Origin of the sequence: Sphingomonas sp., from assembly GCF_050725575.1 — a bacterium.
Taxonomy (GTDB): domain Bacteria; phylum Pseudomonadota; class Alphaproteobacteria; order Sphingomonadales; family Sphingomonadaceae; genus Sphingomonas.
The window spans coordinates 15,022-28,744 of sequence record NZ_JBOHHW010000025.1; the positions used below are offsets into that span (position 1 = coordinate 15,022).

Here is a 13,723-nt window from a genome sequence, read left to right on the forward strand (position 1 = left end):
TTTTTGCGTGATATTCGGATCAGAAGGTGAAGCGCGCGCCGACCCGGATGAGATACAGCGAGCGACGCACTTCAAGCGACTTCGCGTTCGGCTCGATATAGCCGGAATAGCGGTACTGGGCGCAGGTCTGGTTTGATGTCGTGTTGGCCGTGGGATAATTGCCAGTGCCTCCCGGTATGGGTGAACCTGGGGCTGCACCAGTCGGGACCGCCCCCGCAAGGCACTGCACACGCACAACATCTTCCACATATGGGAAGACAGCCTGACGGAAGCCGCCCCAATTCTTGTTCAGCAGGTTGGGCAGGTTCTCGATATCGGCGAACACCGAAATGCGCGATTTGCCGAGGAAAGTCGGGATCTGCTGCTCAAGATGCAGATCGAGACGGGTATAGGCTCGCGACCTTGCAATGTTGCGCGGCGCGATCTGCCCGCGGAAGTTTTTCAGATTGGTGTTGCTGATCAGCTTCTCAAGGGCTGCCTGGGTGGCTGGTGAATCATAGCTGACGATCGCATCGGTACCGCTGGTCGGCACATAGAGCAGGAAACGGTCGTCACGACCGGTGACGCCGAACACGGCGCTCCGCGTTGCGCTACCCGCGTCTTCCATCGTGAAGCTGTACGGACGGCCCGCCTGGGTTTCGCCGAACAGCTGGATGATGGTCTTGTAATCGCCGAAGAAGGCGTGGTTGAGACCAACGCCATATTTGAACGACCACTTCACCTGGTCATTGGCAATGCCGTAGGCGGCGCCGCGGCCATCCAGGAACGCGCCATTGCCATAGTTCGAACCGGCGGTCGACGACGTTGCCGGCGCCTGATCCTTCACGTCCTGCCAGGTATAGGCGAGGCTGAGGTTGAGCCCCCAGTCGAAGTTCTTCTCGACGCGGGCGACGCCGATATGGCTACGACCCTTTGAGGAATTGGTGAGAAGAATGTCGGTATTGGTGTCGCTTCCGACCAGCGGACCATAGCGGGTACGGCCGTCCGGCAGCTTGCCGATCGCCACCGAGCGGATGTCGGTGAAAAATACCGAGGCATTTGTCTTGCTGAAATAATAGTCCGCACCGAAGCGCCAGCCGCCGCCCAGGAAGTCGCGCGGCGTCCAGTCCAGCGACAATGTCGCCTTGGTGACGTTGGGCACGTCGAAGCTGGGATCGAGTGCGCTGATGTTGGCAAGGCCATTTGGACCGGTATTGGTGATCTGGTCCTGCAGTGCTGCCGGAATGGATGTACCGGTAACGCCGTTGAGGATCGATTGGGCCAGCGGGGCCGGAATGCTCGTGCCGTTCCGCTGATAGCCCGTCGTGCAGGTTGAGCTGATCGCGCAGCGCTGGACCGTAATCGAGTTGATCGAGACCCCGCCGACACCGGCGCCCGCACTCGAATAGCTGTTCGACAGATAAACGTCGGGTGTGCCGCCGCCGAAGATGCCGACGCCGCCGCGCAGCTTCACGTCGTCGATGGGCTCCCAGTCGAAGCCGACACGCGGCTGGAACAGGCCGAGACCCTTGATCGTCTTGGTGTTCGAGAAGCCATAGCGTGAGGTGAAGCCCGGATTGAGCGGCACCGGCGTCGGCGCATCGAACAGGTCATAGCGGACGCCGAAGTTCACGTTCAGGCGATCGGTGACCGCGACATTGTCCTGAATGCCGAAGGTGAACTGGCGATACTTGAAATTCGCGGCCGCAGGACCGGTGTCCCCGGTCGCGGTGTTTTGATAAGTCACGGCACTGGCATTGCGCGCCTGGAAGTCGGCGAGCGAATCGAAATAATAATTGCCGAGGGTGTTCTGCAGGAACAGGTTGTAGATCCGCACCTCGTTCATCTCGCCCATCAGGCGCAGGTCATGACTGCCGAGCTTGAGACGCGCAACGAGCGAGCCGCCATAAGTGTCGGTGTAGAATTCGTTCGCCTGGGTCGAATTCTCGGTGCCGAGCACCAGGATGGGGTTGTTGGAACCGCACGTCGTCAGCGTGTCGTTGCTCCCACCGCCGGCATTGTTGGTTGGATCAGTGCAGACGCGCAGCTGGGCAAGCGGTGCGCCGCCCGCCGGACGGGTCCGCTCGTAGCTCTTGTAAAGGAAGCGCGCCTCGGTCGAGAAATTGCTGCTCCAGTTGGAGTTGAGCTGGGCGATGCCGGCGCGCAGCAACTCGGTGCCGCCATAGCTGTTCGATTCGAGGCCGAAGCTCGGCGTTGAGGAACTTGTGCTGACATTGCCCTGAAATTGGGTCGAATCATAAGCGTTGATGAACGACAGCGACAGGCGATGATTGTCGTTGACGTTCCAGGTGAGCTTGGCGACGATCTTTTCGTCCTTGTCCTTCGACAGGTCGAGAATGCCGCCAGCCTTATAGCCATTGAACGCGCTCTCCGCGGCCTGCTGGACTGACGTGATCTGCCCTGCGGTCAGCCCGGGGATGATCGAGAGAGCAGGCGAGAAGGGTTTGCCTTCGGTGTTGCGCTCGCCGGAGATCATGAAGAACAATTTGTCCTTGATGATCGGACCCGACAGCGTGGCGCCATAGGTCTCGCTCTTATAGTTCAAATTGGTATCGGTGCTGCCGATCTTTTCGCCCGACAGGCCGTCGGTGTTCTGCGAATAGAAACCCGTGCCGTGGAACTGGTTGGAGCCGGACAGCAGAACGGCATCCACCGCGCCGCCGAGGAAGTTGCCCTGGCGAACGTCATATGGCGCGACCGAGACTGAAAACTGGGCGATCGAGTCGATCGGCACCGGGCCGCGGCGGGTGGGGTTCGCGTCGGGATTCAGGCCGAAATTGTCGCTGACGATCACGCCGTCGATCGAGAAACGATTGAAGCGCGGATTGACGCCGGCAAAGGAAATTGAACGGCCGCCGCCCGCGGTGTCTTCAATGCGGGCAAACGGGTCACGCCGCATCAGATCGCGAATGTCGCGATTGACCGAAGCGGCAGCGGCAATCTGCTCGCGCCCCAGCACGGTCTGCGGACCGTCGGACAGGGACCCGGCGCCGCGCACCGAAGAGGCGGTGACGACGATGTCCGTGGCATTGTCGGCGGCGATCTCCACCGGAATGACATAAGGCTGGCCGACGACGGTGAAGATGTCGGTGATCGTCGCGTTGCCCGACGCGCTGGTCACTTCGACGCTATAGGGACCGCCTGGCTGCAGCCCAGACAGGCTGAACGCGCCCTCGGTCGTGGTCGTGGCGGTCGCGCGCGAGCCGTTGGTCGTGTTGACCACGACGACATCGGCATTGGCGACGGGTGCGCCGTCCTGCGTAACAGTGCCGCGAATCGTCGAAGTGGTTTCCTGCGCCATGGCGGCGGCAGGAGCGAGCAGCGCAATAGCTGCCACGCCCATGAAAAGGTTATTACGCATGAATTTTCCCCTTTGAGCGTTTCGCTCTTAGTTACCGGCGCGACGTCCGTCGTTGCGGCCCCCTGCACCAATAGTATTTCGGTTAAATGACACGGGCTGAGTCCGCCAGACCCCTCAATCAGTGAATCATGGTGCGTTGCAAAAAAGCATCACATGAATCCATGATGAACTTATTGTGCGGCGGCGACGATCTCCGCCCATCCGGCTTCATCGACGACCTGAATCCCCAGTTCTGCGGCCTTTTTCAGCTTGGATCCTGCGCCCGGGCCCGCAATGACCAGGTCGGTCTTGGCCGAAACCGATCCGGCGACCCGCGCGCCGAGTGCTTCGGCCTGAGCCTTGGCTTCGTCGCGGCTGATGGTTTCGAGGCTGCCGGTGAACACCAGAGTCTTGCCGCTGACCTGTGATTCGCGGACGTTGGAGACATAAGCGGCGGGGGAGACTTCGGAAAGCAGGTCGGCCCACGCCTCGCGATTATGCTCCTCGGCGAAGAAATCGACCAGCGCCTCGGCGACCACCGGGCCGACGCCCTCGACCGATTCGAGTTCCGTGCGCGCCTCGGGATCGCCGGCGACGGCGGCGATGCGCTCGACCGTGCCGAACGCCTTGACCAGATCGCGCGCGGTGACAGCACCGATATGGCGGATGCCGAGCCCGAACAGGAAGCGCGCCGGATCGGGCGTGCGCTTGGCCTCGATCGCGGCAAGCAGATTGGTCGCCCAGACGCGGCCGTCCTTCTTGCGCGCGAGCAATTGCTCTTCGGTCAGGCGGAAGATGTCGGCCGGGCTGTGGATCAGCCCGTCATGGAAGAAATCCTCGATCTGCTTCAGACCGAGCCCTTCGATATCGAGTGCTGCACGGCCGACGAAATGGCGCAGCCGTTCGATGCGCTGCGCCGGGCAGATCAGCCCGCCGGTGCAACGGATATCGACTTCGCCTTCCTCGCGCACCGCGTCGGACTGGCATTCGGGACAGACGGTCGGGAAGGGCCAGGCGCCGCGGCTTTCGTCGCGCGACAGATTCTCGACGATCTGCGGAATGACGTCGCCGGCGCGCTGCAGCACGACGCGGTCGCCGGGCCACACATTGAGCCGGGCGATCTCATCGGCATTGTGCAGCGTCGCATTGGTCACCACCACGCCGCCGACCGTCACCGGGGTCAGCCGCGCGACCGGGGTCAGCTTGCCGGTGCGGCCGACCTGGATGTCGATCCGCTCGAGCAGGGTCTGGGCGCGTTCGGCGGGGAATTTATGCGCGATCGCCCAGCGCGGCGCGCGGGCGACCGCGCCGAGCCGCGTCTGCCAGTCGAGCCGGTCGACTTTGTAGACCACGCCGTCGATATCGAACGGCATGTCCGCACGGCCGGCCTCGATACCACGATAGACGGCGAGTGCGTCGTCGACCGATTCGACGCGGGTGAAGGCGTCAGCGACCGGGATGTTCCAGCTGCGGATTGCCGCGACCACCTCGGTCTGGGTCCCTCCCGGCACGCTGCTGGTCTCGCCCCAGCCATGGGCGAGGAAACGCAACGGGCGCGAGGCGGTCACGCCCGGATCCTTCTGGCGCAGCGATCCGGCGGCGGCGTTGCGCGGGTTGGCGAATTGCCGCGCTTTCGATGCGTCGCCGGCCGCTTCGGCCTCGGCCAGCAACCGTGCGTTCAGCGCAGCGAAGGCGGCCTTGTCCATATAGACTTCGCCGCGCACCTCGAAGAGATCGGGCGCGGACGCGGGCAGGGTGGCGGGAATATCGCCGATCGTGCGGACATTCTCGGTCACATCCTCGCCGACCTGGCCGTCGCCGCGCGTCAAGGCGTGGACCAGCGTGCGCTTCTCGTAGCGCAGCGAACAGGACAGGCCGTCGATCTTGGGTTCGGCGGTCAGCGCGACCGGCGTGCCTTCGGGGAGCAGCAGGAAGCGGCGAACGCGGGCGATGAACTCGACGATGTCCTCATCGGCAAAGCCATTTTCCAGGCTCATCATCGGCCGGGCATGCGCGACCTTGGCCAGATGGCCGGCAGGCGCGGCGCCGACCTGGACGCTTGGCGAATCGGCCCGGATCAGATGAGGAAAGGCTTTTTCGATCGCGCCGTTGCGGCGCACCAGCGCGTCATAATCGGCGTCCGAAATCTCCGGCGCGTCATCGGTATGATAGAGCGCATTGTGGTGCGCGATCTCTTCGGCGAGCCGGGCCAGTTCGGCGGCGGCGGTTTCGTCGGTGTCGGGCAAATCGGCTGATGGGGGCGCGGTCATGCACCAGCGCTACCGGAGGTGGGGGCTGCCCATCAACCCCGTTCGTGCTGAGCTTGTCGAAGCACCGTGTTCAACGATCGACGATGGCCGAAGGTGAACGGCGCTTCGACAAGCTCAGCGCGAACGGTCATGATTTTTGGGAGCCGAGCTAATCGTCGTCTTCGCCGGCCAGCGCCTTGGCCTCTTCGTTGACGGAGCGGCGTTCGGCGGTCTTTTCCGCGCGGGTCGCCATTTCGTCCCAAGCTTTCGCGGCACGCAGCCAGCGCGAGCGGACATTGTCGAGGGTCGCGGAATCGGCGTCGGCCTCAGCCTGACGGGCGCGATCGCGATAGAACAGTGCGGTGGTATTCGTGGGATATCTCCTCGGGTTCCGGGTGAAAGCGCGCGGGCGCCGGACGAATCCGGCGCCCGCGTGTCAATCACGCAGAAGCGAGGTTCACAGCGGACATCTTGCCGCGACGATCCTGCTCGAGCTCGTACGAAACGCGCTGCTCTTTATCGAGCGTGCGCATGCCGGCTGCTTCAACGGCACTGATGTGGACAAAGGCGTCGTTCCCGCCACCTTCAGGCGCGATGAAGCCATAGCCCTTGTCGGCGTTGAAGAATTTTACGGTGCCGATCGGCATAGGTATTTCCTTGGGTAGACGGAGCCGGGAAGAAAAACCGAAAGCACCGTCCGGCCCCGGCCGGTGCATTTCGAAGGCGTTCGCGTCAATCGACCGATGGGGCGAAGACGTTGCGAAATGGATGTTGGCCAAGTGGCGTTTCGAGGTCCAACGGTCAGCTCCGAAGCTTAAAACAAGCGGGAGCGCGAAGGTCTCTCAGTCGTGCGATGCTTGTGGGCAATTTCGCGCGATGACCGAGCTATAACATGGTTTTACGGATTTGTCGCATCGTTTAACTCCGGCCCTATTATCGCCTTGTCGCCGCCCAATACCGGTGTGTCGCGCAATCGGGATGGTGTCCCGAGATGGCTGCGTCAACGCGGCGCAGACGAGTCGCTTCGAGCCAAGCTGACCCACGACTCCCATTCGCCCTGAGCTTGTCGAAGGGCCGTTCTTCTCTGGCGTAGCGAAGAAGGGCGGTGCTTCGACAAGCTCGGCACGAACGGGTTTAGGATGATTCCACCTACGCCGAGGTCGCTCGGATTTCCTTAATATCTGAAATATAACGATATTATATCCAACCGCCAAAAATGGCGGCGCGCGCAAGATATGACACGTCCGGTGTCCCATATCTCCCCTCGCGCTTACCCGCAGCCGTGCTATCGGCGACGATTCAAGTGTCGCACAGGATCGGGCATGTCATTACCTGAGCGCAGAGATTGACGCATTCCTGATGTCGGAAACGGAATTGCTGCGGTGCTGCCAGGACAATGGTCATGCACTCCACGCGATCTCCACATTTTTGTGAAACATCTTCAGGCGGCATTAAGTCACGTGATTGGCGAAGGAGTTTGGTGGGCTGTGGAAAACGCGTTGATTCTGATCGTCGAGGACGAACCCGAGATCGCGCGAATCCTGCAATCCTATCTGGAGCGTGACGGTTTCCGCACCGTGTGCGCCGGTGACGGCGACATTGCGCTGACTCATCTCAAGACGCTGCGGCCCGACCTCGTCCTGCTCGATATCGGCCTGCCGCGGCGCGACGGCTTCTCGGTGCTCACCGAAATTCGCGGCCGGGACAATACGCCGGTGATCATGACCACGGCACGGGCGGAGGATCTCGACAAGCTGTCGGCCCTGCGCATTGGCGCGGACGATTATGTGGTGAAGCCGTTCAACCCGATGGAGGTCGTGGCGCGGGTCAAGGCGGTGCTGCGCCGAACGCGCGGAGAGGATTTCGGGCAGCCCCTGTTGCGCGTCGATACGCTTGAGGTGGATACGGAGAACTACAAGGCCTCGGTCGCACGGGACGGCGACCGCATCGTCCTCGATCTCACCTTGACGGAGTATCGGCTGCTCGCTCATCTCGCCCGCACGCCGCGACGCGTATTCACGCGCGGGGATCTGGTCGACGCCTGCCTGCCCGAAAGCAATGCGCTGGAACGCACCGTCGACAGCCATGTCAGCAATCTTCGCCGCAAGCTCGACCGGGCCGGTGCGCCTGGATTGTGCGTGGTGGTGCGGGGCGTGGGATACAGGCTGATGGCATCATGACCGGGGGTCCGATCCGCCGCCGGCGTTGGCGGCGCTGGCCGCTGTCGCGTCAGATTGCGATCGTCCTGGCGGGCGCCGTGCTGATGAATGCCCTCCTGTTCGTGGGGACGATGACCGTTTTCGTCTCAATCGAAGAGCAGCGTATCGAGCGGACGCTCTCGCCGGCGGCGATCCGTGCGCTCCGGGCGTCGGAGGCGAGCCGCCTGCCGCGGACCGAGGATCTGGCGGCCTATCTTCACGAAACCCATGGTATGGAAGACCTTGTCGATGAACGGATCAACACCGCGCTCGCCCTTTTCACGCTGGTCGCGGCGACCGCGGGATTCGCACTCGGCTATGTCCTGCTCGGCCGTCTTGGCCGGGGGCTCAACAATGTCGCCCATGCCGCACGGCGCGTCGCCGAGGGCGATCTGTCGGCTCAGGCATCCGCGCCGAAATGGGCCTCGCGCGAGGAATATCAGCTCGCGTCCGATTTCAATGCGATGTCGCGGTCGCTGCAACGGGCGGAGCGCGAGCTGGCCGAAAGCACCGCTGCCGTGGCGCACGAACTGCGCACGCCGCTGACCATCTTGCGAGGGCGCCTGCAGGGCATAGAGGATGGCGTCTTCCCCGGCGGGGTGGAGGAAATGCGCGGCCTGCTGTTTCAGGTCGAAGGGCTTGGCCGTCTGATCGACGATCTCCAGACGCTCAATCTCGCCAAATCAAATCGCATGCTGCTCGACCTGGCGACGATCGACCTGTCGGAACAGGTCGAGCATGTGCTTGCCGTGGTCAGGCCGGATCTGGAGGCGGCGGGCCTTGATCCTGTCCTCGATCTGGTTCCCGTCATGGTGGTGGCCGATGGCGGCCGGCTGCGCCAGGCGATCAGCGCGGTGCTCAACAATGCCCAGCGCTATGCCGCGCAGAGCGGCGTGCTGCGCATCCATACCAGGATCGATGGCGAGGACGGCGTGCTGGAGATCGTCGATCATGGCCCGGGCCTGCCGCCCGGGACCAGCGAGCGCGCCTTTGACCGTTTCTGGCGCGCCGAAGGATCGCGCGCGCGCCATAGCGGCGGCACCGGGCTTGGCCTCGCGATCGTGCGCGTCATCGTCGAAGCGCATGGCGGGAGCGCGACACTGGAAAGCCATGACGGCGGCGGCACGGTCTTCACCATGCGGCTGCCGCGCGCGGGCCGCTCCACATGATCTCCATACGATACCGATCCAACCTCCACAGTTGCGCTGGATATCCCTGTCCATCGGCCGGCGTGTGTTTCGGCCGCACTGTCATCAGGGAGATACATGATGAAGAAGACGCTTTCGCTCCTGGCCATTGCGGCACTCGCATTGCCGATCGCTGCCCAGGCTCAGGAGCAGGGTGAGGCATCGCCGTTCAACGGCGCGCATGCCACGGTCGAAATCGGCCGCACCAGCACCAAGGCGCGTCAGACTGGCGCTCCGGCATCGAACCGCGGCGAGAGCAAGGCCGGCCTGGCCAAGATCCGCGGCGCGATCGGCTATGACGCGGCGCTGGGGTCCCACTTCCTGATCGGCGCGGAAGCCGGCATCGGCACGGGCGGGCGCTCGGTCAAGCAGCGCTCGATCCTGGGCGGCACCTACCGTTTCCGGCCCGGGATCACCTATGATCTCACCGCGCGCGCGGGTGTCATGCCGGTGAAGAGCCTGCTGATCTACGGGCGCGGCGGCTATCGCTGGATGCGCAACAAGGAAGAGATCACCGGCCAGGCGATCGGCAATGGCGTGTACAAACATACCGATGGCGGCTGGACCTATGGCGGCGGTGTCGAGCTTGCCCTGAGCTCGTCCTTCTCGCTGCGCGGCGAGTATAACCGGACCAATTTCGACAAGAATCTGCATCAGAACCGGCTGTCGCTGGGCGGATCGTTCCGCTTCTGACGGTGGCAATGAAACCCGGTGCGCAGTGCTGCGCGCCGGGTTTCATGCCGTCTCCATCAACCGGTCCGCTGACTTATCGCTTCGAAGATGCGGCTTCATGTTCGGGGTCGGTCACGCCAATCGATTTGAGCCGGGCGATCATGTCGTCGCCATGTGCGCCCAGCCGATAGGCGCCCATCCAATAAAGCTTGGCGGACGCCTCATCCTTGCGGTCGTGCGCCAGGTCGCCCAGCACGGTCAGTGCGATCTCGTTGGGCTGGATCTCGAACGACCGCTTGGCATCGGCAAACGCCTCGCTCGTCTTGCCGAGATTGCGACGCGCCAACGCACGGCCTGCCAGAGCGGCCCAGGATTTTCCGTTGATCGCCAGCGATCGGTCGAACTCGCGTTCGCCGGCCCATGAATGGGCCACATTGATATAGGAAAAGCCGAGGTTCGCGTGCCAATTGGCATTGTCCGGATCCAGCGCCACCGCAACCTGCCGATCCAGCGTCGCTGCTTTCTCATCCTGTGCGCTGAGCCAGGCGGTCGAACGAACCGTCAGCATTTCGGCTTTCGCCGCGTTCGACGGCGCCGCAAGAAACGCCGCGGTGCAAGTCGCGATCAGTCCGGGTTGGTCGAAGGCGGTCGAGTCTTGGGCCGCCAGGCACGCCTTGCCGGGATCGGGTCGCGTACCCTGCGACAATCGCGCGATTTTGGCGCGGGCCAGACTCACCTCATTCTTGAGAGCGGCATCGCCAGCCGCTTCGGCGATCGTCTGGGCTTTGCCCAAATCGACCAGGGCATCGGAGAAGTGGCCAAGCCATGGCAGGGTGTTCGCGCGGGCGAGCAGCGCAGCCGCATCGTCCGGAGTCAGGGTCATCACTCGATCGCGGTCGGCCACCGCGCCGGTGAAGTCACCGAGTTTCGCTCTCGAAAAAGCGCGTTCGCGATAAAGCTCGACTGTATCCACGCCCAGTTTCGCCTGCGCATCGAGATCGTCCAACGCCCCGCGGTAATCGCCCAACTCGTTGCGGGTATAGGCCCGTTCAGAGCGCGCGCGCCGGTTGGATGGATCCGCGGCCACCGCCTTGTCGAGATCGGTCAATGCGCCAATGGCGTCCTTATCCTCATTGCGGATATAGGCACGTCGGGCGAGTAGCTTGGCCCTTTCCGACGCATTGCCGGCATCGGCGATCGCCTTATCGCAGGCATTCGCCTCGGGTGATCCGGCGATGATCGTTTCGGGGAGCGAGCAAGGCACCGATTGCGCCTGACCGGCCATTCCCAGCAAGGTCAGGGCGATGCTGCTCCACATGGTCATGCCGTCTCCAGCAACCGTTCCGCCTGCGCCCGGGCTTCATCGGTGATTGTTGAGCCGGAGAGCATCCGGGCGATTTCCTCGCGCCGTGCCGCGTCGTCGAGCGCTATCACGCCGGTGCGCGTGACGATGCCGTCATGGCTTTTGGCGATGAGCAGATGGTGGCCACCGCGCGCGGCGACTTGCGGGCTGTGCGTCACGACGAGCAACTGTGTGCCGCCTGCCAGCCGGGCGAGCCGCTCGCCGATCGCGCTCGCCACTGCGCCGCCGACGCCGCGGTCGATCTCGTCGAAGATCATCGTCGCCGCGCCGCCCTCTTCGGCCAGCGCGACCTTCAGCGCGAGGATGAAGCGCGACAGTTCGCCGCCGCTGGCGATCTTGGTCAGCGCGGCGAACGGCGCGCCCGGGTTGGTGGAGATTTCGAACTCGACCCGGTCCTTGCCGGCTGCGCCCCAGCTGTCGGCGCCAAGTGGCGCGATGGCGGTGCGGAACCGCGCCGCGTCAAGCTTCAGGGGCGCGAGTTCGCCCTTCACCGCCGCATCGAGCCGCGCCGCCGCTTCGGTGCGCAGCGCGGTGAGAGTCCCGGCCTCCGCATCATAGGTCTTCGCCGCCTCGGCCAGGGCGCGCTCCAGCGCCGCGATGCCCGCGCCGCCGCTTTCGATCCGTTCCAGCCTGACGGCCAGCTCTTCGGTCAACGCGGCGAGATCGTCGGGCTGTACCCGGTGCTTGCGCGCCAATGCACGCAAGTCGAACAGCCGCGTCTCGTCCTCTTCCAGCTGCGCCGGGTCGAACGCCAGCGCGGCCGCCGCTTCATCGACCTTGTCCTGCGCCTCGGCCCCTTCGATGATCGCGCGGTCGATCGCCGCCAGCGCCTCGCCCAGCGCTTCATGATCTTCGCCGACGCGCTCGAGGATACGGGCGGCCTGGCGCAACCGGGCCAGCCCGCCGTCCGACCCTTCGAGCAGGTCGGCAATCGCCTGAAGATCGCCGGCGATCTTCTCGCCGCGCTGCATGCCGGCGCGGCGGGTGGCGAGAATCTCTTCCTCGCCGGTTTCGGGCGCGAAGGCAGTCAGCTCGGCGACGGCATGTTCGAGCCATTCGCGGTCGCGTTCCTGCACGTCGAGTTCGGCGCGTGCGGTGCCCAGTTCACTCTCCGCCGCGCGCCAGACGCGGTGCGCGCGCGCGGTGGGGCCGGTATCGATCCGTCCGAACGCATCGAGCAGCGCACGGTGGCCGGCGGGCGCGAGCAGGCCGCGATCGTCATGCTGGCCATGGATCTCGACCAGATGTGCGCCAAGCTCGCGGAGCAGACCGGCAGAGGCGGGCTGGTCGTTGATGAAGGCGCGGCTGCCGCCATCCGCCTTGACGATACGGCGGATGATCAGTGCTTCGCCGGGATCGATGTCGAGGCCGTTTTCAGCGAGCAACGCCGCGATCGGGCCGTCGCGGTGCGGTGCGTCGAAGCTTGCGGTGACCACGGATTGCGCGGTGCCGTGTCGCACCAGCGCGGTATCGCCACGCGCGCCGAGGGCGAGCCCCAGCGCATCGAGCAGGATCGATTTGCCTGCGCCGGTCTCTCCGGTAAGCACGCCGAGCCCGCCATGAAACTCCAGGTCGAGTGCCTCGATCAGCACGACGTCACGGATGGAGAGCGCGGTCAGCATGGTTCCGTGCCGCCCTTAGCCGAGATTCCGGTGTTCTGGAATTGTTCTTTGCGCGACCGGCCGCGACACCGGTCGTGCGGTGTCAGTTGCCGCTCGGGCTGCTGTTGGACGAGGCGGGAGCCTTTTCGTCCTTTGGCGCAACCGCGTTGGACCCGGGCAGGGTCGGCTTCGCGCCGGGCGTGCCCAGCGGAATAATCTCCTCGCCCTTTGCGATCGGCGTCATCGCGACGGCGGGGTGATCGCCGATCAGCTTGTACGCGCGTTCATACCAGTCGGTCCCGGGATAGTTCGCGCCAAGCACCGCGGCGGACTTTTTCGCTTCATCGGGCACGCCGAGCGCGAGATAGGTTTCGGTCAGCCGCATCAGCGCTTCGGGTGTGTGGGTGGTCGTCTGGTAATCGTCGATCACCTTGCGGAAGCGCAATGTGGCGCCGAGCCACTGACCGCGCGATTCGTAGAAGCGCCCGATCTCCATTTCCTTGCCGGCAAGGTGATCGCGGACCAGATCGATCTTGAGCCGCGCGTCGGAGGCATAGCGCGTATTGGGATAGCGCCGCGTCAGCTCGCCGAGCGAATCGAGTGCCTGCTGCGTGATCTTCTGGTCGCGGGTCACGTCGCTGATCTGCTCGTAATAGCCGAGCGCGATCAGATAATAGGCATAAGGCGCGTCGCGGTTGCCGGGATGGACCGACAGGAAACGCTGCGACGACTGGATCGAGCTGGTGTAATCCTTGCTCAGATAATTGCTGAACGAACTCATCAGCTGCGCGCGTCGCGCCCAGACCGAATAGGGATGCTGGCGCTCGACTTCGTCGAACAGCGCCGCGGCTTCCTTGTAGCGGCCCTGGTCGAGCCGTTTCTTCGCAGCGGAATAAAGCGTGCCCACGTCGCGCGCGACATAGGGAACGTCGTTCTTGCCGCGATTGCGGGCGCAACCGGCGATCGGAAGCGCCAGCGCGGCGATGAGCGCAAGCGCTAGCGGACGGGACATTGAGATACGCATCGCGGATACCCTTAGCCCAGCCCGCGGCGCGCTCACAATGTTTTTTGGCGTAAGGCATGGCGGGATCGCGTGGCGTGATTTGTGCGTTG

9 protein-coding genes are annotated in these 13,723 nt (G+C 64.1%); 3 read left to right on the forward strand and 6 right to left on the reverse strand.

The window, feature by feature from the left end:
* Positions 1-19: 19 nt before the first annotated feature.
* From ACRECS_RS16430 to ACRECS_RS16440, 3 genes are all read right to left on the reverse strand, one after another.
* The gene (locus ACRECS_RS16430) at positions 20-3,361 is read right to left on the reverse strand and encodes a TonB-dependent receptor plug domain-containing protein (protein ID WP_431584031.1); all 3,342 of its coding nucleotides are present in this window, start codon (positions 3,359-3,361) and stop codon (positions 20-22) included.
* Between the two features lie 170 nt (positions 3,362-3,531).
* Positions 3,532-5,610 (reverse strand): NAD-dependent DNA ligase LigA, encoded by a 2,079-nt coding sequence (ligA, locus tag ACRECS_RS16435; RefSeq protein WP_431584032.1) that lies wholly within the window; start codon positions 5,608-5,610, stop codon positions 3,532-3,534.
* 419 nt (positions 5,611-6,029) lie between these two features.
* Positions 6,030-6,236, reverse strand: a complete 207-nt coding sequence (locus ACRECS_RS16440) for a cold-shock protein (protein ID WP_034159288.1) — start codon at positions 6,234-6,236, stop codon at positions 6,030-6,032.
* A gap of 840 nt (positions 6,237-7,076) precedes the next feature.
* Between ACRECS_RS16440 and ACRECS_RS16445 the strand changes: the two genes are divergently transcribed.
* The 3 genes from ACRECS_RS16445 (at position 7,077) to ACRECS_RS16455 (ending at position 9,667) form a co-directional block, all read left to right on the forward strand.
* On the forward strand, positions 7,077-7,769 hold the full coding sequence (locus ACRECS_RS16445) for a response regulator (protein WP_431584033.1): 693 nt from the start codon (positions 7,077-7,079) through the stop codon (positions 7,767-7,769).
* Positions 7,766-8,956 (forward strand): ATP-binding protein, encoded by a 1,191-nt coding sequence (locus tag ACRECS_RS16450; protein WP_431584034.1) that lies wholly within the window; start codon positions 7,766-7,768, stop codon positions 8,954-8,956. Before ACRECS_RS16445 ends, ACRECS_RS16450 begins: the two co-directional genes overlap by 4 nt.
* Before the next feature lie 99 nt (positions 8,957-9,055).
* Positions 9,056-9,667: an outer membrane protein gene (locus ACRECS_RS16455; RefSeq protein WP_431584035.1), complete on the forward strand. Its 612-nt coding sequence runs from the start codon at positions 9,056-9,058 to the stop codon at positions 9,665-9,667.
* Between the two features lie 73 nt (positions 9,668-9,740).
* Here the strand turns inward: ACRECS_RS16455 and ACRECS_RS16460 are convergent, their stop codons facing one another.
* From ACRECS_RS16460 to ACRECS_RS16470, 3 genes are all read right to left on the reverse strand, one after another.
* Positions 9,741-10,970: a hypothetical protein gene (locus ACRECS_RS16460; RefSeq protein ID WP_431584036.1), complete on the reverse strand. Its 1,230-nt coding sequence runs from the start codon at positions 10,968-10,970 to the stop codon at positions 9,741-9,743.
* Positions 10,967-12,631, reverse strand: coding sequence for a DNA repair protein RecN (gene recN, locus ACRECS_RS16465; RefSeq protein ID WP_431584037.1), 1,665 nt, complete (start codon positions 12,629-12,631; stop codon positions 10,967-10,969). The genes ACRECS_RS16460 and recN overlap by 4 nt, the downstream gene beginning before the upstream one ends.
* A gap of 82 nt (positions 12,632-12,713) precedes the next feature.
* Entirely contained in the window at positions 12,714-13,634 is a 921-nt protein-coding gene (locus ACRECS_RS16470) for an outer membrane protein assembly factor BamD (protein WP_431584038.1), read from the reverse strand.
* Positions 13,635-13,723 lie beyond the last annotated feature (89 nt).

Excerpts from the sequence above, each read along its gene's own strand:
- ACRECS_RS16430 (WP_431584031.1), bottom strand. The coding sequence starts at position 3,361 with ATGCGTAATAACCTTTTCATGGGCGTGGCAGCTATTGCGCTGCTCGCT.
- ligA (WP_431584032.1), bottom strand. The coding sequence starts at position 5,610 with ATGACCGCGCCCCCATCAGCCGATTTGCCCGACACCGACGAAACCGCC.
- ACRECS_RS16440 (WP_034159288.1), bottom strand. The coding sequence starts at position 6,236 with ATGCCGATCGGCACCGTAAAATTCTTCAACGCCGACAAGGGCTATGGC.
- ACRECS_RS16450 (WP_431584034.1), top strand. The coding sequence starts at position 7,766 with ATGACCGGGGGTCCGATCCGCCGCCGGCGTTGGCGGCGCTGGCCGCTG.
- ACRECS_RS16455 (WP_431584035.1), top strand. The coding sequence starts at position 9,056 with ATGAAGAAGACGCTTTCGCTCCTGGCCATTGCGGCACTCGCATTGCCG.
- ACRECS_RS16460 (WP_431584036.1), bottom strand. The coding sequence starts at position 10,970 with ATGACCATGTGGAGCAGCATCGCCCTGACCTTGCTGGGAATGGCCGGT.
- recN (WP_431584037.1), bottom strand. The coding sequence starts at position 12,631 with ATGCTGACCGCGCTCTCCATCCGTGACGTCGTGCTGATCGAGGCACTC.
- ACRECS_RS16470 (WP_431584038.1), bottom strand. The coding sequence starts at position 13,634 with ATGCGTATCTCAATGTCCCGTCCGCTAGCGCTTGCGCTCATCGCCGCG.